The sequence below is a fragment of the Methylobacterium sp. J-030 genome (assembly GCF_022829545.1).
Taxonomy (GTDB): Bacteria; Pseudomonadota; Alphaproteobacteria; order Rhizobiales; family Beijerinckiaceae; genus Methylobacterium.
Window position 1 is genome coordinate 1 of record NZ_JAKSYM010000220.1, and the last position, 21,342, is coordinate 21,342.

General features: G+C 67.0%; 23 protein-coding genes and 1 pseudogene. 9 read left to right on the forward strand and 15 right to left on the reverse strand.

The features are described from left to right. Nucleotides 1-402: 402 nt before the first annotated feature. Complete coding sequence (locus MKK75_RS14695) at nt 403-705, forward strand: hypothetical protein (protein ID WP_244043294.1); 303 nt, start codon at nt 403-405, stop codon at nt 703-705. Nucleotides 706-743: 38 nt separating this feature from the next. Here MKK75_RS14695 and MKK75_RS14700 read toward each other — a convergent pair whose 3' ends face one another. The 10 genes from MKK75_RS14700 to MKK75_RS14745 form a co-directional block, all read right to left on the reverse strand. Further along, nucleotides 744-989 (reverse strand): hypothetical protein, encoded by a 246-nt coding sequence (locus MKK75_RS14700; protein ID WP_244043295.1) that lies wholly within the window; start codon nt 987-989, stop codon nt 744-746. Nucleotides 990-1,052: 63 nt separating this feature from the next. Beyond that, entirely contained in the window at nt 1,053-1,304 is a 252-nt protein-coding gene (locus MKK75_RS14705) for a hypothetical protein (protein ID WP_244043296.1), read from the reverse strand. A gap of 542 nt (nt 1,305-1,846) precedes the next feature. Next, on the reverse strand, nt 1,847-2,968 hold the full coding sequence (locus MKK75_RS14710; protein WP_244043297.1) for a hypothetical protein: 1,122 nt from the start codon (nt 2,966-2,968) through the stop codon (nt 1,847-1,849). 344 nt (nt 2,969-3,312) lie between these two features. After that, nucleotides 3,313-5,373, reverse strand: coding sequence for a hypothetical protein (locus tag MKK75_RS14715; protein WP_244043298.1), 2,061 nt, complete (start codon nt 5,371-5,373; stop codon nt 3,313-3,315). Then, on the reverse strand, nt 5,373-6,896 hold the full coding sequence (locus MKK75_RS14720) for a hypothetical protein (protein ID WP_244043299.1): 1,524 nt from the start codon (nt 6,894-6,896) through the stop codon (nt 5,373-5,375). The genes MKK75_RS14715 and MKK75_RS14720 overlap by 1 nt, the downstream gene beginning before the upstream one ends. A 469-nt stretch (nt 6,897-7,365) precedes the next feature. After that, nucleotides 7,366-7,650: a hypothetical protein gene (locus MKK75_RS14725; protein ID WP_244043300.1), complete on the reverse strand. Its 285-nt coding sequence runs from the start codon at nt 7,648-7,650 to the stop codon at nt 7,366-7,368. Nucleotides 7,651-7,660: 10 nt separating this feature from the next. Next, nucleotides 7,661-9,670, reverse strand: coding sequence for a tail fiber domain-containing protein (locus MKK75_RS14730; RefSeq protein ID WP_244043301.1), 2,010 nt, complete (start codon nt 9,668-9,670; stop codon nt 7,661-7,663). 1 nt (nt 9,671) lies between these two features. Further along, entirely contained in the window at nt 9,672-10,103 is a 432-nt protein-coding gene (locus tag MKK75_RS14735; protein ID WP_244043302.1) for a hypothetical protein, read from the reverse strand. A gap of 1 nt (nt 10,104) precedes the next feature. Then, nucleotides 10,105-10,377: a hypothetical protein gene (locus tag MKK75_RS14740; protein WP_244043303.1), complete on the reverse strand. Its 273-nt coding sequence runs from the start codon at nt 10,375-10,377 to the stop codon at nt 10,105-10,107. A gap of 299 nt (nt 10,378-10,676) precedes the next feature. Continuing rightward, complete coding sequence (locus MKK75_RS14745; protein ID WP_244043304.1) at nt 10,677-11,252, reverse strand: hypothetical protein; 576 nt, start codon at nt 11,250-11,252, stop codon at nt 10,677-10,679. A gap of 121 nt (nt 11,253-11,373) precedes the next feature. Between MKK75_RS14745 and MKK75_RS14750 the strand changes: the two genes are divergently transcribed. The 8 genes from MKK75_RS14750 to MKK75_RS14785 all read left to right on the forward strand — a co-directional run bounded on the left by MKK75_RS14750 (nt 11,374) and on the right by MKK75_RS14785 (nt 17,086). Beyond that, the gene (locus MKK75_RS14750; protein WP_244043305.1) at nt 11,374-11,610 is read left to right on the forward strand and encodes a hypothetical protein; all 237 of its coding nucleotides are present in this window, start codon (nt 11,374-11,376) and stop codon (nt 11,608-11,610) included. 295 nt (nt 11,611-11,905) lie between these two features. After that, nucleotides 11,906-12,352, forward strand: coding sequence for a hypothetical protein (locus MKK75_RS14755; protein WP_244043306.1), 447 nt, complete (start codon nt 11,906-11,908; stop codon nt 12,350-12,352). Next, entirely contained in the window at nt 12,349-13,278 is a 930-nt protein-coding gene (locus tag MKK75_RS14760) for a toprim domain-containing protein (RefSeq protein ID WP_244043307.1), read from the forward strand. Before MKK75_RS14755 ends, MKK75_RS14760 begins: the two co-directional genes overlap by 4 nt. Further along, entirely contained in the window at nt 13,275-14,882 is a 1,608-nt protein-coding gene (locus MKK75_RS14765; protein ID WP_244043308.1) for a YfjI family protein, read from the forward strand. The genes MKK75_RS14760 and MKK75_RS14765 overlap by 4 nt, the downstream gene beginning before the upstream one ends. 554 nt (nt 14,883-15,436) lie before the next feature. Next, entirely contained in the window at nt 15,437-15,637 is a 201-nt protein-coding gene (locus MKK75_RS14770; protein WP_244043309.1) for a hypothetical protein, read from the forward strand. Then, on the forward strand, nt 15,634-15,897 hold the full coding sequence (locus MKK75_RS14775) for a hypothetical protein (RefSeq protein ID WP_244043310.1): 264 nt from the start codon (nt 15,634-15,636) through the stop codon (nt 15,895-15,897). The genes MKK75_RS14770 and MKK75_RS14775 overlap by 4 nt, the downstream gene beginning before the upstream one ends. After that, nucleotides 15,897-16,799, forward strand: a complete 903-nt coding sequence (locus MKK75_RS14780) for a hypothetical protein (RefSeq protein WP_244043311.1) — start codon at nt 15,897-15,899, stop codon at nt 16,797-16,799. The genes MKK75_RS14775 and MKK75_RS14780 overlap by 1 nt, the downstream gene beginning before the upstream one ends. Continuing rightward, nucleotides 16,796-17,086 carry a hypothetical protein gene (locus MKK75_RS14785; protein WP_244043312.1) on the forward strand — a complete coding sequence of 97 codons (291 nt, stop codon included), beginning with the start codon at nt 16,796-16,798 and terminating at the stop codon, nt 17,084-17,086. The genes MKK75_RS14780 and MKK75_RS14785 overlap by 4 nt, the downstream gene beginning before the upstream one ends. On the opposite strand, the gene MKK75_RS14790 is transcribed toward MKK75_RS14785, so the two are convergent. From MKK75_RS14790 to MKK75_RS14805, 5 genes and pseudogenes are all read right to left on the reverse strand, one after another. After that, complete coding sequence (locus tag MKK75_RS14790) at nt 17,077-18,876, reverse strand: AAA family ATPase (RefSeq protein ID WP_244043313.1); 1,800 nt, start codon at nt 18,874-18,876, stop codon at nt 17,077-17,079. The genes MKK75_RS14785 and MKK75_RS14790 overlap by 10 nt on opposite strands. Before the next feature lie 207 nt (nt 18,877-19,083). Further along, nucleotides 19,084-19,254, reverse strand: a pseudogene (locus tag MKK75_RS36370) (HGGxSTG domain-containing protein); the annotation flags it as partial. After that, the gene (locus MKK75_RS14795) at nt 19,254-19,796 is read right to left on the reverse strand and encodes a hypothetical protein (RefSeq protein ID WP_244043314.1); all 543 of its coding nucleotides are present in this window, start codon (nt 19,794-19,796) and stop codon (nt 19,254-19,256) included. The gene MKK75_RS14795 and the pseudogene MKK75_RS36370, both read right to left, overlap by 1 nt. A gap of 126 nt (nt 19,797-19,922) precedes the next feature. Next, the gene (locus MKK75_RS14800; RefSeq protein ID WP_244043315.1) at nt 19,923-20,915 is read right to left on the reverse strand and encodes a site-specific integrase; all 993 of its coding nucleotides are present in this window, start codon (nt 20,913-20,915) and stop codon (nt 19,923-19,925) included. Further along, nucleotides 20,902-21,210 (reverse strand): hypothetical protein, encoded by a 309-nt coding sequence (locus tag MKK75_RS14805; protein WP_244043316.1) that lies wholly within the window; start codon nt 21,208-21,210, stop codon nt 20,902-20,904. The genes MKK75_RS14800 and MKK75_RS14805 overlap by 14 nt, the downstream gene beginning before the upstream one ends. Nucleotides 21,211-21,342 lie beyond the last annotated feature (132 nt).

A 21,342-nucleotide genomic window follows, 5' to 3' on the forward strand; every position in this document is an offset into this window, starting at 1 on the left:
TCAGGCCGATCGATTGTAAGTCGGTCCAAGCTACGCGTTGGGCGCTGGCGAAACTGATATGCGGAACGCCCACAGGCGGGATCAGAACGGGTCTTCCACAGCATCGGCAAGGGCTGAGGTAACGCCGTTCTCGATTAGCTGATGACCCGTGATCCCCGTACTCCCCCGTTACTCCCTATCAGCGGCTGATACGGGCACGCAGAGCACCTGTGGCTGTACTCTGAGAGATCGGGGCTTGTGCCTTGCCCTGTGCGCCCAATTCGGGCTGACGTCGTGCGCAGAGAGGCTGACGTCGGGCCATCGATCTTTAGCGGCGGCTTCGTGTTGGCGGCTTGAACGATATCGACCGCGCCGACGTTCAGCCCCGAACCGGATCGTGTTGATCCGTATGGAGGAACGTCCATGCCGATGAAGATACTGACCTTAGCGGCCGCGCTCACTCTTGCAGTGTCCAGTGCCGCCGTCGCTCAGACTGCGGCCGGCGGCGGCAGCGCCGAGGGCAACATGAACAATCCGGGCTCGGTAAAGAGCAACTCTGAGAAGTCCATGGAGAGCGGCAGCGGCTCTATGGGCACGGGTACGATGAGCACAGGTACGGGGCCTGGCACTAGCGGTGGCCCGCCCGTCAGCACACCCGGCGCGCCCGCCGGCAGCGGTTCGGGCAACGGCGCCACCGGTAGCGGCGCCGCCCCCAGCGGGAAGTAAGAGCCGATCGCCCCGTGGGCTAGATCCGCGGGGTGCCCTCAGTGTTTCGTCAAACTGTCGACCGTCTCGTTCGGCCCCAGCTTGCCCGAGAACTGCGCGAGGTGACCGAGACTTGGCTCGCTCAGGCCACCCGCGTTCGCGAAAGTTGCCAGCGCGATACCGACGAGGAACTGAGCCTCAGCCTCAGTAACTTCACGGCCGCTCAAGGTGCTGGAGGCCCCGCGCACGGCTAGCACAGCTTGCCGAAACGCGAGATCATTCTGCAGCTCTGCCAGCCGGGTCATTCGAGTTTGCCTCAAATCGAAGGATCGCACACCCGGCGATGACGCCTTGCATGGCAACGAGGTTCAGACGGCCCTCTCACTCAGTCGTTCTTTATGACGATCAAGATCCTCCATCAGGCGTGGCATGAACGCTGAGGTCCCATCTAGCTCGGCAGCTTTGTACCTGAGCACCTCGAGCGCTTCTGCTTGGGCGCTGAGACCCTGGATTGGCACCAAGTAGGCCCAGATGGCCTCATCTGCCTCGCCGATCGCTACCGGCGGATCGGCCTCAAGGAGTGCCCGGAAGACTTGTAGGGTTTGATCGAGAGTGGCCATTGACGGGGCCTTACAGCGAATGAGAAGCGATGAGGTTGTTGAAGGTCAAGCCCGTAGCGCCAGAACTGTTCATCCGACTGCTGCCCGATTGGCATTTTCCCTCCTGGCAATCCGTTACCCGTTCTAACGCCCGCCATCTTGAGCCCATGCCCGGGCAGCACGGCCAGACCTACGATCCGCAGGGGGAGTCGGCGCCCCGGGGCGGTTGGTAGCGCTATCGGCCGGTACTCACCACGACCGGAAGCCCGGCCGGGATCTGATCGCACTTCCCGCAGTGAAAGCGCTGCGCGATTGCCAGAACCTCCTCCGCCCCGTGGGCCTGAAGTTGATCCCAAGTCCGCCACGTCATGGCTCGGCAGGACGTGCATTTCAGAATGCGCAGGCCGCGGTAACCCTCGTCCGTCCAGTCGCTCACCGTCCGCATGCGAGCCGAGGCCACCATCGCAAGATATCTCGTGCAGGGTCGCACCCAGGAAGGAGCAAACGACGGTCTGCAAGAGAGGTGCCTGACGCCTCGACACCCGCCCCGCCGCGCAGGCTGCTCAACCAGTCCGCCCGCCACGCGGCAGCATCGAGTAGAACCGGCTCGGGTCGAACTGCTGCCGCGCCTGCTGCAGCGTCATCGCGCGGCCGTCCATCTTCGGGGGCGCCATGCCCCCGCCGCCCGCCGCCTTCTGGCTCTGCTTCTGCTGCCCTGCCGCGAGGCTCTTAAGCGCGCTGGCGATGCCGCCATAAGGGCTGGCGTCCTGCTGCGGCGCCTGCGTCCCGTCCAGCGCGGTCGGCTGCCCCGAGAGGGAGGCTACGTCGGGTGTCGGCGAGATCTGCCCCGGGACGGCAGAACCTTGCCCGACGATGCCGCCGAGGCCGAAGCCGCCCTGTTGCGCGGTTGAGCCCATCGATGCGCCGCGCGGCCTGCCGGTGGCGGGCAACGCCTGACCGGGTCCGAAGCTGTTGGCATAAGCCTGCGTCGTCGCCAGCCGCGCCGCGTTCTCGCCGCCGGGCTGATCGTACCCCTGAAACTTCCACGCACCCGCCATCAGGCGGTTGGCCTCCTGCGGGCTCTGGGCGTTCTGCAGGGCCTGCGTCAGTTGCGGGTTCTCCTGCAGCAGGAAGTTGGCCTGCGCCGTCACGGGGTCGGAAGCGCCGGCCGTGAACGCCTTCATGTTGGCGAGGCGGTCGGCCCGCCACGACAGGATCCCGCCCGACGTGCCGGGCTGCCCGCTCTGGCTCGGATCGGACCAGCTCCCCGTGATGTTGCTCGGGCTGTAGCCGCTCTCGTGCTGCGCGTAAGCTGCGACGGCGCCGAGGCCATTCGGGTTGGTCAGGCCGCCCTGCTGCAGCGTCGAGATGAACCGGCTGCGGATGTCGTTGGGGTCGGGCGTCGCCGCCTCGGCGCTGTTCGGACCCATCATGGACAGGAGGCCCGCGCCGGCCGCCTGCGCGCTGGGCTGGACCACGGGCGTCGGCGCCCCGGTCGGCGGCGTCGAGGGCGTGAACCCCGAGTACCCTGGTGGCGTGGCCGCGGGCACGTCCTGGCCCATGCCGCCCTGTCCTTGCGCCTGGGCGATCTGCTGCTGTTGAAGAAGCTGCTGAAGCGCAGGGCTCAGCGGGTTCTGATCGTCGCCCGCGGCGAACGAAGGCAGTGAGCCGAAGCCAGTGCTCATCGGGAAAGCCCCATTGTTGCGAAATCCGGACCGCTGGCGGCCATGGGGCGCCCCCGAGTGGCAGAGTGCGGTTTCTGGCTATCACCCGTTCTGGGCCAATTCTGGCGGATGTGGCGCCTATCGACAGAATGCCGAGGCAGGGCCACATTCTCAGGTATGCGCCGCTGGGCAGAACCTCTGACCGTCCTCATCGTCTTCGCCGTCGTGATGACGGTGATCGGATGGACTCTGAGTGCGATCGTGCCGAGCTTCGATGCTTGGCTCGTCGAGCACATCGGCAAGGCTGGAGCTTGGGCCGCGCTCATCGTCGTTTGGCTCGCCGCTGGGCTGTATGCATGGGTCGGTCACCGCCCAAATGCTGGCAGGACGGTTGGGAAATAAGGACCTGCCCGATCCGACTGAGACAGCAGCGCTGCCTGCGTTCCACGCGCCCCGAGCTGGCCGAGCGCCGCCGCCCTCTGCTGCGTCACGCCGCGCGCCTGGATCGCTGCCAGCAAGGCATCCAAGCGGTCGCCCTGCGGTAGGGTGACGGCGCGCGCCAGATCCTGGTTGCGGGCCACGTCAGCCTCGCGCCCCATGGCGTTGATGGCCGCCTTGCCAGCCCGTGCCGCCTGGGACAGGGCATATCCCTTCGGGCCGCCGACGAGGCCCGCCATGGTCCCCCCGAGATCATCACCCATCGTCGTGCGCGGTGCGATCCGGTCCGCGGCTTGGGTCCGCTGCGCGGTCTGGCTGTTCCGGACGATGTTGCTGTCCGCGTCGGTGAAAGCCCGCTCGCGGTTCACCGCGCCGACGATCCGGTTGACCGGATCTTGCCCGTGAAGCTGGGCGAGGTTCTGAGCGTTCCACCCGCCCTGCCCGCTACGGGGGTCGATCTGCAGGAGCTGCTGCAGGGCCGTGAGGTCGTTCGGTTTCGTGCCCACCGCCTGATCAATCGCGGCGCGAGACCCCTGCGCCATCGCGGCGCGCTCGGCCGGTGCCATGCCGCCGAGCTGACGCGCGAGGTCGGCCGGTGACGTAGCGCCCTGCCCTGACCGCAGTAGATCGCTACCGGCTTGCACAGCTTCGATCTGCCGGGCCAGCGCGGACGATGCGTCGTTGGCCGCGGCATACCCCGGCACGCCATCGCGCAGCAGCTCGTTCAGGTGCGAGCGGACCATCTGCGCGGCGCTGTCCTTGCGGGTCTGCGCGCCGGGCTGCACCCCGAGATCGGGCGCCCCATAGTTGATGACGGTGTCCATCTCTTGTTTCACGTTGTGCAGGATGCGGGGGTCGTTCGCGACCTGCTCGAACCCGTCCACGTCGTCTCGCGCCAGCATGCCCCGAGCCCGACGTAGAACGGCTTCCTCTGACCCCCGGGCCAGAGGCAAACGGCCATCAATGGCATGGATCACGTTCTGCGCACTGACGGGATTGGGAGCCCCGTCGACCGCCGCGCCGATGGCTTGGTTCGGGGTCATCCGCTGTCCGCGCAGATCCACGGTCGCGCTCGGGGCGCTCTGGGCCGGGCCAAGTGCCGCGTTCACGTCCTGGCCGAGCCGGTCGCTGGTGCCGGCGGTGCGCGCCATAATCGGAGCCGTGACAGCCTCCCGGGTCTCGGGCCGCACCGCCAAACCTTGTGCCTGACCTTGGAGCGACGGGCTGGCATCGAGCAGCATGGCGGGCGTGCCGAGTTCGGTCAGACGCCCACGCACGGCATCAACGCCGCCCGAGTTGGCGACATCCTCGCCCAGGATCCGCGTGGCGGCCGAGCCGAAGCCGCTGTCGGCCGAGCGTAGGCCGCCGAACAGGTCGTAGAATTTCCGGATGCCCGCCCCGATGGTGGCGCCTGCAGCGGGGGCAATTGCGCCACCGATCGCGCCATACTGCGCGCCCTGGCGAACGGCGTCTAAGTCCCCGTCGTGGCGCACGGCAGAGTCCACCGCACCGATGCCGGTCCCCGAGAACATCGAGGCCGCCATGCGGGCGGGCAGAGCCGCCGCACCCGCCCCGAACGCCGCGGGCGCCGCCGCGATGGCGGGCGCGGTGCCGATCACGCCGCCCGCGATCTCGCCTCCGGTGGTAGCGTAGGGGTGTGCGTCGGCCGTGCCCTGGCTGAAGCCCTGGACGTTCTTCAGCTCGTCCGAGAACTTGGTATCGTTCTGCAGCGAGCGCACGCCCGCGGCGGCATGCTCCAGGCCCGACAAGGCGTAGGGCCCGACGATCGGCACGCCATTGATGAGCCCCCGCCCGACCGCCGCGGAGGCGTCCCCGGGCAGGCCTGCGGCGGGCAGATCCGTCGTGGTCGCGGCCGGCGGGTTCGAGGCAGGACCGATGCCCTGATACAGCTTGTAGGCCGCGTTTTCGTCGGGGGCGTCGATCTCGTATTCGGCCCCATCGGGCCCGGAGAGGCTGTAGGTCGGCATCAGCGCACCCGTCGGATCTTCATGCCGTTGAACTCGTGAGACTGGTTCACGTCCAGGCTCGGGATGGCGTTGGAGGACGGCAGGCGCGCGCCGGGGTCGGCCAGCGGGTTCGGGGTGCCCTGGCCGTACCGGTAGACCTCGGGCGTATCGACGTGGAAGAACCCCGTCCGCGCCGCGGCCTCAGGGGCGATCTTGGCGTACCGGTCGAGCGAGGCGTTGTGCGCGTCGATCGCGTGCCGGGCCAAGGTCTCCTGCGCGTCGACGATCTGGCGCAGGGCCTGCTCCGTCTTCGACCGGTCGCCGCCCGCGATGGTCTTGCCGAGCTGCAAATCCATGTTGGTGGTGTGCCCGGCCTGAGAGACGGCCTTGGCGAGCTCGGCCTGCTTCTGCGTCGAGGCGGCGTCGAAGTTGTACGAAGCGTTCAACTGGCTCGGGTCGATGCCGAGGAGCTGCGCACCGATGGCCTGAGCCTGGGTCCGCCAGTCGGCGCCCGAGCCGGAGATCACACCCTTGTCGAGCGCTTCCTTCTGCCGGCTGATCGCAGCGAGCGTACCGACCGCGCCCTGGGCCTTCTGATAACCGCCCGTAATGTTATCGCCGATCAGCTTGTCGAGACCTTCATTCGCCTTCTTGTCGGGCTGCGGCGGGACGATCGTCCTGATGTTCGGATCCGCGCCTGCCGCGCCGGAAGCGCCGCCCTCGCTCGCCGGGGCAGAGGCTTTGTCCGGGAACAGGCTGCTCTTGCGTACCGCGATCGTCCCGCCCTGGCCGTCAGACTGCAGAACGACGTCGTCCTTCTCGTGAGCATCCTTCACGGTCGCAAGGGCGTCGGCCTTCTTCACCTCCTGGTCGAGCGGGACACTGGCAGACCCAATCAGGTTGCCCGGCCCCGGCACCCCGCCATTCTTCGACAAGTCGTAGATCTGCCCGCCGACCGTCTGATAGTTCGGCTTGGACTGCGCCAAAACATTCGACAGCAGCGTCGGATTACCCATAGCGGCCCGCGCCGCGACCGGATCGAGCTTCAGGTTGTTGACCAAGTGGTTATAGGTGTCCTGCCGGCCCTGCTGGTCCTGCATGAACTTGATCTGTTCGAGCTGCTGCTTGAGCGATCCGTTCTGGCTGGACTGATACTGCGCGAGGCCAGCGCCGAGACCGGGACCGATGCCGCGCTGCGTCAGCAGACCGATGCTGAGCGAGCGCAACAGGTTCGAGGTATCCGGGTTGTTCAGGCCGGCGAGAAATCGATCCATGAGGCCGGGCTGCGCGCCCTGGTTGGCAGAGGCGGCGGTGGCAGCCGCAGCACTCGAAGGTGAAACCCCGCCCTGCGTGGCCCCGAGCGCACGCGGCTGCCCAGAGATCGGCTGCCCCGTCAGCGGGTCGAAGTCGCCAGCGAGCGGACGGCCGCCGGTGCGCTCCGTATCGCGGTCGGCCGGAGTGGCGGGCAGATACTGGTTCGGCGCCGGGCCAGGGACGGCCTTGCTGGCCGCAATCGTCTGCCCCTGCGGGATGCCGGGGTTCATGCCCGAGACGCCGCCGGTCGCCTGCGGGTAGGCCAAAGCATCATCGGACGGCCGTTGTGGCGGCATCGGGATCATGCGCGAGCCCATCGGGTCGGCCGAGCCGGTGAACCCGTTGGGTGCGCCACCCATGCCGGCGCGGTCGTACAGCAGGGCGTCGGGCGAGCCGGGCACGGGGCCGAGGGCGGCACGATCCTGCGGCGAGGCCATCGCCCGCTCCATGCGCTGCGCATCCTCCTCCGTCATCGCGACCGGCCGAGGCCCCTGCGGATCGGTCTGCGGGTCGACGTGCCCGAGAAGCCCGCCGATCGGGCTCTTAGCCACCGGTCCAGGTGCAGGCTGACCCTGCTGCAGGGCGGCCATAACCTGCGCCTGCTGGTCAGGTGTGAGGTCCGCGAATGCGGGGATGGTTCCGAAGCTGAGACCGGCGCTCACGGGCGGACCTTTCGAGCGGGAGGGAGAGCGCGGGCGGTCATGCCGACCCCGCGGAGGAGACGGCGGCGCCGAGGCATGCCAGCCGGGCGCCGGCCTGCTCGTTGAGCTGTTCGTAGGCCTGCACGAGGCCGACCAGATCCTCGACGGAGCCGGTCCCGGCCTCGAGGAGTGCGGCGGTCTGAGCGCTCACCGCCGCGATGGCCCGGAAGCTCGCGGCCGTCTCGGCGCAGCAGGCCCCGATCCGCGCCTGCAGGGGCGTCGGGGGCTCGCGGTCGGCCGACACGCTGTCCGGCAGGGTCTCGGGGGCGTCGAGGCGATCCATGGCGCTTCCCTCAAGCCGCCGCGCGGCGCTTGCCGCTGGCCGGGGGCTTCGGCTTGTCGCGGCGGATCGGAGCGGGTTCTTGCGGGATCAAGCCCTGCATCGCGTGGGCGAGGAGGCCGCCGGCCGCGCCATGGTCGATGTGAGAACCGCCCGGGGCCATCATCAAGGACAGCAGGCCGCCGAGTTCGCCAGAGGCATCGGCGATCCTCGGGTCGGATCCCGAATGGCCCGAAACTAGGATCGTCACGCGCGGCCGATCGACGGACGCGCTGTCCGGCGCGGTCAGGCCCGCCAGCAGCCCCCGCGGAGGCGCGGCAGGGGCGGAACTGCCCGAGGAGCCACCGCCGCCGCCCTTGCTGCCCTTGGCCGCCATCCGGGCCGCCGCGGCGGTGGCCTCGCCGTAGTCGACGCCCAGGAGATCGCCGAGACCGATTGGGCCGACCGCATCGGGGCTCGCCTTCTGCACCTCCTGAGCGAGGAGGCCGATCTGGGTCCGGGGGTCGTCGCCGTAGCGGTAGCGGTAGATCTTCTGCCCGTCGTGCAGCTCGCCGACCTCGTGAATATCGGTCTTCATCCTCTCGTCGGAACCGAACATGCTGCCGATGCCGCCCAGGAGCTTGCCGCCGATGGTCGCGTTGTTCGACCCCGTGCCGAGGCTCAAAAGGCCGAGGCCGCCGCCCAGCAGCGTCTGCCCGAGGCTCGGCCCGCTGGTCTGGGTTTGCTGCGTGCCCTGCGTAACCTGCGTCCCGCCCAGCCCGGCAATCGCGGTCGGGAAGGCCGCATATTGCGACAGGGCCTGCCATGGGGTCTGCTGCTGAGCATTGAAATACTGCTGCGCGGCGTCGAGGTAGGATTGGTTCTGCGCCTGCTGGATCGCGCCGCCCTGAATGAGCTGTGCCGCCGGGGCGTACCGAGACGCATCGAGACCGGGGATTGCCTGCGCCGCCTGGATTGCCTGTGCCTGGCTGGCCAACGAGGTGTTGGCCGAGTTCATGGCGTTGGACATCGCGTTCGCGGTGCCCTGCTGATAGGCGCCCAAGGCGGTTGTCGCCTTCGACAGATCCAAGCCGCTGTTGAACTCCTGACCCTGCAACTGGTCGTTCAGGGCGCCGAGCTGCTGCGCGTTCTGTGCCTGCTGCAAACCGGCACCAGACAAGCGCTGCTGATTATTCAAGCTCGCGACGTTCGTGAGGCTGTTGCCCAGCGTATTCCCGAGGCTGATCGCGTTCTGGTTCGCGGTGTCGATTTGCTGATTAGCGGCAAGCTGATTGGCCGCCGCTTGGTTATACTGATTGGCATACAGTTGGGTGTCGGTATCATTGATAGCCTTGGCCTGCGCAGCAGCGAAGTTGCCAGAACCATACCGGCCGGACGCCGCGAAAGCGGCCTTGGTGGCGTTATCGACGTTCTGGTTGGAGGCCGCGACGGCGGCTTGCAGGTAGGGGTTCTTGGTTGGGTCGAGCAGCGAGCCGTTGGCCTGCGCCTGCAGGTTGGTGGCCGAGCTCGTCGGCTGCATGTCGGCGCCCAGCAGCCCCTGGAAGATCGGGCTGGTCTGAATGTCCCGCGACCCGTTCATGAACGAGTTGGCGGTCTGGTTGATCGGCGACTGGCTGCCGTAGGTCGAACCGATGAAGTTGTTCAGGCCCGAGAGATCGGCGCCCTGCACGCCTTGAAGCTGCCCGAGCGCACCCACGGTGCCGGAGGACAGGCCGTTGCCGTCGAGCTGCGGCCCGTTGTAGCTCACGCCGCCATTGCTCATGGCGATGTTCTGCAGCGCGGTCAGGCCGATGCCGGCCGAGTTGTCCGCGTTGAACTGGTCGCTGATGGACTGGATGCCCTGGTTCTGCAGGGGCGTCAGGCCGGCGACCGTCGGCCCGCCGTAGACTTGGCTGCCGACTCCAGAATTGTAGAGGTTGGACGCGTCGCCCAGAACGGACGTGAGCCCCGGAATTGCCGGGCTCCAGGGCGTCTTGTCGGCGACCTGCGTGCTGTTCGTGGTCGAGGTCTGTCCGCCCGGCATTTTAGAGATCCTTTACGAGCGAGACGAGGGGACGGGCGCGGTAGCCCGGGAACACGCGCTCCCAGCCCCGGCGGCCGCAGAGCCGCGCGGTGGTGGCGCCGACGTGGCGAGCCCACGCCTCGAATTCGGGGATGACATGCCGCCAGATCGCCAAGGCACGGCCGCCAGCGGCGCGCAGTTCGCACGCGAGGGAGCCGTCTACTTGGCGGGGGAAATGGACGATCGCCGCGGCCGGGATGGTGGCGGTATCGGTGCGGCCGTCCACGATGAGGCAGAGCACGCTGCGCCCCGCCAAGCAGTCGAGGAATAGCGTCTCCGGGCTCATGTCGCCCACACTGCGCTGACACGCCCGGCGCAGGTGCCCTTCGGCCTGCGGCCAGAGCTGCGCGACGTTGGCTGCCGGTACGGGGACGAAGGCGATGCCGGCCAACATGTTAGGCAGCTCCCGGGGCATCGTTGGCGGCGACCGCGGCCGCCATCAGGCTCGCGGCGATCCGGCCGGCGGCCATGTTCTGCTCATCCAGTCGGGCGACGGCCGCGAAACACTCGGCAGGGGGTGCGCCGGCCTCGATAGCAGCAGCCGCCCGCGCCGCGAGGGAGCTGGACGCCCGCAGGGCCTCGGCCATCAGCGCCCACGTCTCCGCGGCCGTCAGGGCGTGCCGAGCGGGAGAGTCGGCGCGGGGCGTGAGGGTGCGGACCTCGCCCATCAGGCGGCAGCCTGCAGAGGAACGGCCGGCGCTGCGGGAGGAGTCGGAGGCGGCTCGTCGGGGCCCACGACGGATGCCAAGGCCCGGCGCATGAAGGCCGAGACCTTCACACCCTCACGAGCGGCGCCGGCCTCAAGCGCAGCATCCAGCGCAGGATCCGCGCGGAAAATTCGGGTTCGACTGAGCCGCTGCTTGTCCATGGAACGCCTCCGTGTCTGTCAACGACAGTAACACGAGAGACGTTGCGACGTAATACAGATTATCCTGCTCGTTGATGCTTGTATATGCTTGTTGGTGGCTTAATGTTCCGCAGCGCCGCCAGCGTTGAGAGCTTCGGCGAGGTCTGGCCTTTGCCCTGTGATTAGCTCGGCGAACTCGATGCCAAAGCCCTTCATGTGATTGAGCGCGCGGGCATACATCTGCTGCTGTTCAGCAGTGAGGCCTGTCTGATCTGGAGCACGAGGAGGCGGAAGCGCCTGACTGATGATCACGGAGAAGGCATTGCGAAGCGCCGCCCGGGTTAGGTCGCATTCTAGTTCAGGACCTCTCCAATCATCTGTGCCCAAGCCCGGCCCAATATGTGGGTTCTCATATTCCTGGATAGTTTTGATTGACGTTAGTAACAGCGAAATTAGCCTCTTCGCGTCATTCCCATTGCCAAACACCATGTGATGCAATGGTTCAATATTGAACGATGCCTTGATCCGCTCTTCTACTTCTTCGCTAGCCGAGCGGCCTGCAGTAGCAGCGGCGGCCTCAATTTTATCCCGCAAATCTTCGCGCGTTCGGAATTTCATGCTCGCGGATTTGCGATCTTCCACCGTCTTGGCAGGGCGGCCCCTGCCGCGGGCGGACTCGTGCTCAAGCGTGCTCATTGGTTGCTCTCCACGGCCGACTAATATCGCGGGTCATTTTTGGGCGCAATAGGCTTGCACGGCCTTCGGTTCCACCCTAGTAATATCGCGGGTCACTTTTGATCACACGCGAGGCCGACCGATGTCCGAAGCCCCTGCACCGACCATTGCCGATGACATCGCGAAGGTGATGCACGAGGCGGTGGTTGATCCTGAAACCTATGGCCGGCTGCTGCAGCTCGGCCGTGGCGCAACCTACCGGGCGCTGAATAGCGGCACCCCGATCAAGCCAATTCGGGCAGGCAAGGCTTTCAGGATCCCGACGCCGCCGTTGCGGCGACTGCTTCAACTGGACGGCGCGGATACCGCCGCCGCCTGACCCCGCGAGATCGGCGGGGCGCTCCCCCGTCGGCCGGATCCATCCGCGCCGTGCCGGCCGGCGCATTCCAGCAGGAGGCCAACACCATGGCCCTTAACGAAGGAAACCCCGGCGCGGCCAGGCGCTCGGGGTCTCCGAAAGGTGTCGTTTTCGCAGGCGACACGTCGGAGATAGCATCCACCCCGACTGAAATCCAGATTGCCCGGCTCCGGGCCCGGTTTGATTTCAGCCCATCTGTTGCCGCAGCCGTCGCGGCAATGGCCTACGCCGTCCCCGAGACCTGGGGCGCCAAGGCATGATCCAGGCGCGCCCGATCCCCGAAAAGGTCCGCCGGCTCGTGCCGGTCCTCGGCTCACCGGTCGACGGTGAAGCCCTTGGCGCTGCCCGGGCGATCGGGCGCGTCCTCACCGGCGCGGGGCTCGGGTTCACCGATCTCGCCTCGGCCATTCCTACGCGGGCATCGATAGAGGACGTTTCAACGTCTTCTGTCCGGCCAGCGCCCCCGGCCGCCACCGTTCCCGAGTTCCATGCGTACCGGTGGCGCCGGGCCTACACGCCGCGACAGGAGCAGCAGCACCGCACTCATGTCGCTTTCTGCCAGAGCCAGCCGTGGCGACTGACAGAATGGGAGCGCCGGTTCCTCGACGGCATCGCCCGCCAGCACGGAAACCTCACGATCCGCCAGGGCGACCGCCTTGCCGCTCTTACCGACCGCCTTGAACAGGAGGTGCGTCGGGCATGACGCCAACCCTATCCGAAATCGCCTCTGCACTGCGGGGACAGGTCGCTGGCCGGCATGTCCTCGCCCCTGGGCCGGGGCACAGCCACCGCGACCGCTCGCTATCCGTGCGCCTGTCCGAAACCTCCCCGGATGGCTTCATCGTCCATTCCCACGCGGGGGACGACTGGCGCGCCTGCCGTGACCATGTGGCTGCCGCCCTCGGCCTCGCAGAGGATCGCTGGCGGGAGACATGCAAGCGTCACCCAGCCGCCATTCAGCGCCGAGAAGAGGCACGCCACCGGGCCGAGGCGCAGGAGCGCGCCGAGGCCGAGTGGCGGCAACGCCGCGTCATGGAGATGTGGCGTAGCACCCGACCTCCCGAGGGAACGCCGGCCGAGACCTACCTGCGCAGCCGCGGCCTCGATCTGCGCGAGCGGTTGAACGAGACGATCCGGTTTCACCCGCATTGCGCCTGGGGCCACGCGACGGCCCCGGCGATTGTCGCGCCGATGCGCTGTATCCGCACCGGCAGCGTCCGCGGCGTCCACCGGACCGGCCTCGACAGCGGGGCCCGCAAGATCGGTCGCCGCATGTTCGGCGTCGCCTCGGGCACCGCCATCATGTTCGATCCCGTTGAAGGTGGAGGCGGGTTCCTCGTCGTTGGCGAGGGCATCGAGACCACGCTGACCGCACGTCAGCACCTCGGGCTCGCCCCGGCCTGGGCTCTGGGTAGCTCGGGCGCCATCGCCGCGCTGCCGGTGCTGGCCGACGTGCACACCCTGATCGTGCTGGCCGAGAACGACGCCAACGGCGCGAGCGCCCGCGCGGCCGAGCAGGTCGGCGCCCGTTGGCTCGGTGCGGGCCGGGCCGTCGAGATCGTGTGGCCGCCCGAGGGTGCGAAAGACCTTAACGACACGGTGCGGAAGGATTCCCAGGCATGCCGGTGAACGCCGCCGCCGAAGCCCTCTCGCGCGTCCGACGCGTGTCCGTCATGCCGGCGCCCGACCGGCCGGAGCGTGGCCCGAACGGGATGGCGGTGATCGAGCGCGACAGGCTGGCGATCGCGCCCGCCATGAGCACGGCGCCTCCTTTCCCAATAGAGGCTCTGCCGCCCGTGATGCGCGCTACCGTGGAGGCGCTAGAGGAGCACGTACAGGCCCCCAGATCCCTGTGTGCGCATAGCGTGCTGTCTGCCGCGATGCTTGTCAGCCAAGGTCTCGCCGACGTGAAGGTAGAGAGCCTGCCCGCCCCGGTGCCGATGTCGCTGTTCATGCTGGCCATCGCCGTCTCGGGCGAGCGCAAGTCGGCTTGCGATACCCTCGCGCTCCGCGCCGTCGCTGATGAGGAAGCCAAGCTGCGGATTGAGCACGCCGAGGAGGATCGCCGGTTCAAGGCAGCATGGGCGGCGTTCGAGGCCGAGAAGAAGAAGATCGAGCGAGACACCAAGATCGATCGCGCCGAACGGGAGGCTCGCCTACTGGCCCTGCGCGAGCCGGTACCGCCGGTCACACCCATCATCCGCGCAGAAGAACCGAACCTCGAAGGCCTCATCAACCTGCTGCGCTGCGGACGCGCCAGCGTGGGGATCTTCACCAGCGAGGCCGGGCAGTTCCTCGGCGGCCACGGCATGGGCCCCGAAGCCCGCACCCGAACCGTTACGGGCCTGTCGAAGCTCTGGGACAACGGATCGGCGCAGCGCGTGCGCGCGAACGATGCGCAGACCTTCGTCGGCCGCCGAGTCGGGATCAGTCTCGCCGCGCAGCCTCGCGTCGCCTCGACGTTCATCGGCGACGAGCTCGCCAACGATCAGGGCATCGTTGGCCGCTTCCTGGTGATGATGCCCGAGAGCAAGATCGGTTTCCGGCAGATCCGGGGCACCAACCCGGGCGTGGATCCACGACTGACTGCCTTCCGGGACCAATGCCGCCGCTGCCTCGATGTAGGGTTGCCCATCCGCGAGGGTGCGAGGAACGAGTTGGCACCACCTGTGCTGGGCCTGACCTCCGACGCCTGGACCCTGTTCCAACAGTTCAGCCAGTCGATTGAGGATGAGGTTGGGCCGGGCAAGGTCTGGTCTCCGATTTCTGCCGCGGCGAACAAGATGGCCGAGAACGCGGCCCGCATCGCCGGCGTCCTCACGCTGTTCGAGGCGCCAGACGTAGCGAGGCCCAGCCGGGCAAACGGGGCTGGCTCATACCTCGATGTGATGATCTCGGCCGAGACGATGGCGTCGGCTATCGCGATCGGGACCTTCTACCTGAAAGAGGCTCTGCGCCTCACGGGGCATGCGATCCTCGACCCCGAGACGCGGGCCCGGAACGATCTGGCCGAGTGGCTCGCCGATCCGGAGGCCTGGGGCGTCGGCAAGCTGATCTCGCCAACCCTCATCCAGCAGTTCGCCCCGAAGCACCTCCGGGGCGATGCCGAGACGGTCCACCGCCGCGTCGAGGCGCTGGTGCGGTTCGGCTGGCTAGAGCCTGCCGGGAAGCAGGAGATCGGCGGCAAGCGGTTCAAGGAAACCTACCGCATCGTCGGGGAGGTCGGGCAGTAATGAGCGATCTACCCCTGTTCGACCCGTTCAAGGCCCTGGAGGAGATCCGCCGCAAGAACCGCGAGGCTGAGCAATCTGGCGCTCTAGCAAAAACTCTAGCAGAACTCTCGCAACCCCATAAAGCGGTAATTTGCGTTCAAGATCAGCACCTTGACCCAAACTCTAGCACTTTAGCAACTTTAGCAGGGGGCGCCCCACAACACGTCCCCACGCGCCCGCACGAAGAAAGAAAGAAAGAAAAAGAAAATTCAATTAAATCATATACTTACGCGGGAGAGGGGGCGCCAGGGGAGGGTGGCGACCTGTTGGCCACCCCACCCCCTGCTAGAGTTGCTAGACCTGCTAAAGATAATCTAAGTAGCTGCAAAACAACACATTTGTCGGAAATTGAGCCTGCTAGAGTTTTCGCGGATGGGTTGGCTGAGTGGCGATCTGGCCTCGCGGCGCTCTCGCCCGAACAGCCTCCATGCCCGGGATACCGAGCCGACGAGTGGCCTCGCGTTCTCTCACGGGCGCTCGACTTTCTCGACACCTTCGGCTCACAAGCCGAGGCGTTGGGCTGGACCGCCGCGCGGCTGTTCGGCGTGCACGAGACCGCCGGCAGCGTGCGGGCTGACGCCTGCGGCGCACTCGTGCTGCCGATCAGCGGCCCGGTCCGCGCGATCACGGACACGGAAATCCGCTTCGGCCACCTGACGCATCGCCAGAAGCCCGGTCAGCTCGCCGGCGTGCCGTGGTGGGAGTGGCGCCGATGATCCCCGCCAGCGACCGATGGGGGCCGTTCCGCCCCGACATCGAGCCGGCCGAGCGCAAGGCGTGTCTCCGCTGCCTGCGCGCCGTGGTTCACCTGTCGACCGGCCCTCGCGGGCAGGCGCTCACGGATCTGCTGCGGCGGGCCGAGCAGGATCCCGCGTTGTTGCCGCCCGCCCTGGCCGCGCTCTCCGGTCTCGACCCACTCGACAAGCGCCGTGTCTGGGCGAGCTACGCCGCGCTAAACCGCCCGGGGGATCGCTGATGACTGCCGGCCTCGAAACCTTCGCCAAGGTCCGCGCCTTGCACGACAGCACCACCAATCTGGGCGAGAAGGCGTCCGCGGCCGCTCGGATGAAGGCGCTCGCGGCCAAGGCCGGAATGACGGTCGATCAGGCGGTGTCCAAGTTGGACACTCTGTCGGTGACGATCGCCGCCAGCCGCACCGTCAACATGGCCGACTTCTTCGACACCCCATACTTCCGGGAGCAGATGGCGCGCCGCGAGCAGGAGCGCGCCGAGCGCTGGCACGAGGTGCTTGAGGAGTACGGGACCGAGGAAGCCGTGTTCGAGCCCGGCCCAATGGAGCGCGCGCTAGATAAGGCCGCCGCCCAGTATGCCGCGCAGCATGGCCCCGATCCTGGCTGGGACGCCTTCCCGCTAGGAAAGGTGCCGGCCGCGATCGTGGCGACCGTCGAGGCGGCTTGGCCGATGCCGGCGACCGTCCGCGCGGCATGGGAGGAGTTCGCGTTCTGGGACAAGCTCTCGCATGATCGAGAGGCGCGCGGGACGGCCTGCGGGGACCACTCGCCCCCGGTGCAGATCCGATGCCGTATCTTGGAACAGATGCTCGACGCGGCTCCGGCCCTGTCGCTGAGCGACCTGCGCGCTCGCGTGTCGTGGCTCGCATATCGGGACGAGATTGACAGCCACGGGGAGAACCGCACCCGGCTCGTGACCCTCCGCGCCGACATCGAGCGCATGGGCCGGCGGATCCGAGAGCAGGATGCCGAGACCGTCCAATCTGGACACTCGCGCCGAACCACCGCTGACAAGCGCCGCGACGTGCTCTCCCTCTTCGGCCAGGGCCTCACGGATCGCGAGATCGCTCGACGTGCTGGTGTCTCGCCAACCACAATCGGTACCATCAGGAGGCAGCAGACGTGACGAAGGCCGCTACCCTCACCTCCGAACCCGTCACGCCCACCGCGGTCCTCAACCTCGTGCAGAGCATCGAGCGGCACGGTCCGAACGCTCCGGCCGGTCTTGCCTTCCGATCGGCGCTACGCCGCGCTGGCCTGGAGGCGGACGCTGCCGGCGGTCTCGCGGCTATCGACGGCCTGATGCACGCCGTGGCCGACGCGGATCCTGACAGAGCCAGCTCCCGAACCGTGTTCCTGCGGGCGGTATGGGCCGACCTGCTGCCAGACGCCGTACCGAAAGCTCAGATCTGAGTCTGTATGACACGTTCTATCAGTGCCAAGATCGGCTCGAATGGCGCGAAGGCAGCAGCGGGGAAGGCGGCTGCCGCAGCGGCGATCTGGACCTTTTGCGCGTCCGTAGCTTCAAGCCGAATGTCGCCGGGCCTGCCGTGCGCGACCGGAACGGAGGAGAGCATGCTGGCAACGAATGCGTCTTCGAAGAGAAGCTCGGTGGTAAGCCGCGAAGCGGCATCATAACCGGGACCAAACCCAGCGGAGGTCGGCCTATGCCCAGGCACGGGCAGTAGCGCAGACCATGTTGCCGTCCCCCTCCGGCGTCGCCAAGCGCAGGTTAATACGTTCAGATCAGCATCTTGTGCGTTTACAGCCTTGCAAGTGCCGTTCCATTGCCCGAAACCTTGTTCGTCAAAATCAAATATCCCGATAATACGGTCGATATTTCTATCAGTCAGTGCTTGAGCAAGAGGGCCCATAACATTCGGCTCGTGCCCGAGGAAAGCTTGTAGTTGCTTTGCCCCGCCTGCGGCGACGAGATTGAATGGCATAGCTCGACCTGGACGGAGCTTGACCCATGCCTCTTGCAGCATCGCAGCGTCTGTTTTCCCCTCGGTCGCAACGATCATCGTATTGCCCGGCGTTGTAGATAAAAAACCGCTGGCGTCGAAAGCAGCGATTGCGACCGCCTCCGATGTCACTCCCGGATAAACTGCGGAAGAGTCGACCACGACGCATTGCGCGGCTCGGTCGCGCTTCAGCACAATGTGCTTGGCGGATGGAGAGCCGTGAACCACAAAAGGAGAGTGGGTCGCTACAATAATCTGACTCGGCTGATCGGCCTCATCCGGTACAATCGTGTTGTAAAAATCAAGGATCTTGCGCTGCCAGTTGGGATGAAGACCTAGCTCTGGCTCGTCGATAAGGACGACTGCATTGGGGAGATGGTTGACGCTTCGCAGGAGAAATCCGCCTCTGAGGATGATCTGCTTCTCCCCCATGCTGAGGTCGGCCAGCCGCATCCGACGTCCGTCCTCGCGGAACATAGGCTCGTGAGCGTACCCAGCTTGAACCACACCCTCGAAGGTCTTGTGGGGCATGACAGTCGCGAAGGCAGCGCGGAGCCTTTCGATGCGCCTGTCGACCACATTGGCGGGTGGCTCGATCCCTTGCCCCTTGTGCGTCCTCACCCAATCCGAGAGTTCTGCGTCGTCTGCGCCCTTCAGGTTTACGAGTAGTTGCGCGATCTCTACACCTACGTCCGCTGTCTCGGTGGAGGTCAATGAGTCGATCTGTATCCCCGTCATCTGACCAACCGGGGGTTCGACGAGTGTGTTTATGCGATCTACCGACGGTACCCGAAAAGTACTCTGCGCGCTGCTATAGAAGCATGGCGCTGACGTTCCGAGAATATTTGCGAGACCGTCGACTCTCGGAACGGCGGCTGGTAGGATGATCGGCGCGCCGGGAGCCGTAATCATGACCCCCGAAAACCCAGGTGCCGTGCCGAGGAAGGCTCTGGCATGAGCTACTTCGATGGTCGCTCCTGTTGGATCAGGGAGCGCCCCCGCATACTGAGCAGGTAGCGTCGTCTCAACAAAAAGCTTCACGGAAGCACCAGGGGCGCAAATCTCGACACCCAAGCCCTTCAACGTATTATGCATCATCTGCAGGACAGCAGTCTTCCCGCACCCATTCTCTCCGGCTAGCACGACGAGACGCGGCACGCTTCCATCGGCATTGCGGAAATCGATATCGAGATCGCCAATTCCAGGATGATTGCGGATTTCGAACCGAGCGACACGCATCGTAAATAGCTCTCCCTACCGCCCAAGCCGCCGCAGCATCGCCCGGTGAAGCGCCTCCGTCTCCCGCAGCTCGGCGTTCGTGGCCCGCACCATGTCGCGCAACTGCACGAAAGCCGCTCGGATCTGACGGTGCATGGCTATGCTTTCAGCGGATCGCCGACCGTGGGTTCGGGTCGATGCCCTGGAGCGGGCCAGTCCCTCGGCAGTCCGAGGCCCGGTGCTGGCGCCTCCATGCTTATGACAGCGGCCGTTCGGCATCGCCGGGCACTGGCAGGAGCCGCCCGCTCGGGTCTTGGCCCCGCACCGCGCCGCCTCGCGTGCCCTGATAAGAGCGGCCCGCCAGTCGGGTTCTTGGGGTCCGTCGCCAAAATCGGACATCACCCCCGCACCCTCTTCGGACGTGGCGAGGCCCCTCCCCCCACCTGTTGCTGTGCGCCGATGACGTTCTGACTGCCGGGGCTGATGTGGTTGTGCTGGACGATGACGGTCTGCCGGCCACCGGATCGAACCCGCTGCAGGGTCTGCATTCCGGCCTGATACGAGCCGGTCAGGCGGGCGAAGGCGCCAGCCATCCGGGCCGCCTCGACGCCCGCCATCTGCTGTTCGTGCCCGCGCGTCCTGCCGGCATGTTCGAGGTGTTCTTTCATCAGGGCGGCCGCCTGCATTGCCATGACATGCGCGGCGGCCATTTGATGGCTCAGCATCCGCTCAAGCCCGTCGGTCGCCTGGATCGTGTCGGCCGTGTCCAGAGCAAGGTCGAGCGCCCCCGCGTCCTCTGCAAGCTGCAGGCGGCTACGGCTGGCGTCGGCGCCGATCGCGTCGGGGCTCACCAGCGTGTCGATGATCGTCGGCAGCGTCTTGGACGTGAAATCGTCCTCGGGCAGCAGCTCGCCCCCGACCGTCCGCGCCGGCACCTGCACTAGAGGCTCGCGGGCAACATCGTCGTGCCGATCCGCAGCGCCGGAGGGTCCGCCCCGTTCCTCTGCCCTGATCCTGGCCGCCCAGAGCGCGCCCTCGCTTGCCTTCCGCGTCATGTCCCTGCCCTCCTACAGAAACCCGGAGCCGCTGTGCCCCTTGAAGGCGTTCGCCCTCCGGATGTACCCGACCACCGTCCGCGGATCCCGGTGTCCTGACTGATCCATGATCCGCGCGAGATCCGCCCCGCGCTCGGCCGCCGTGGTGATGTAGCCGGCCCGCAGTGAGTGTGCCCCAAACGTTGAGGCATCGAGCCCCGCGGCCGTGCAGTACGCCTTGATGATGTTGGCGACGGACCGATCCGTGAGGCGGGTGGCCTGAGGCGCGAGCTGCGCACAGTTCCCCCGCACTCTCCCCGACCGCGAGACCGGCCGGAAAACGGGCCCGACCGTGATACCGGCGGCCGACAGCCATTCGCGCACGAGGCGTACCGGCTGAATGAACCGGCCGGTCGGGATCGCCTTCTCGAAGCCCCTGCCCTCTTGATCCACCTTGGACCGCCGGACCATGACCCGCAGGCCCTCGGGATCCTCGATCAAGTCGGCAACATCAAGGGCTACCAGCTCGCTCCGGCGGAACGCGCCCGCGAAGCCCAACGCCAGCAACGCCCGGTCCCGCTTGCCCGTGAGGGTGTCGGGGATGCGGGCGAGCAGCATCTGCAAGACATCGACCGTCGCGGCGGCCTTTTGGGTCGGGGCCACACCGACGCGCCGCCGGATACCCTTCATGGTGGCCCGGACATCCTCGTCGTCGGTTGGGTCCGCGGCCTTCGCCAGCTTGTGCCCGTACCGGATCGCGGCCAGGCGCCGCCCAATCGTGGATGCGGAGCGCCCCGCGTCCGCCTCGTGCGCCAGGAAGCCCGCCACGGCCTCGGGACTCGCCGGCAGGGACCGGAAGCCGTACCGCTCGCACCACGCCTGAAACACCTGCACGTCGGACCGATAGGCTCGCACGGTCGCATCCGCCTTGCTGGCGAGCTGATAGGCGCGGACGATCGCGGCCGCCTCGGCGGGGAGGCCCGCGGCCTCGACCGGCTCAAGGGTCAGGACTTCAGAAGTCGGCATCACAGCCCCGCCCAGCGCCGAGCGCTTCGGCGATCATGCCGCCGAGCGCCCAGTCCGCCCAATCGTTCGGAAGTCGCATGTAGTGGCTCGGCCGGCGGACCATGCCGCACCAGAACCGGTCCGCCTCCCATTCAAGGGCGAGGCACGGCCCCTCCTCCGGATGATCGGGGATGAACTGGCGGGCCACGCCGCACGGCTCCTCGGAGCAGCAGAGGCCGCAGCCGTTGCAGGCCGCCCACTTCTCCGGCTTCACCGGCAAGCGTTGGCCTGCGGTGCCGTCTATCAGATGGATCACAACCATAGGCTCCACCTATTCGCCAAACTTCCGAGAATGACGATTATCGGAAACTACACCCATGATGGCGCGGGAGCAAGCCCGCGAGGGAGCTTGATAGCAAGCTGGCGAGATCGATGCGCATCAAGACCG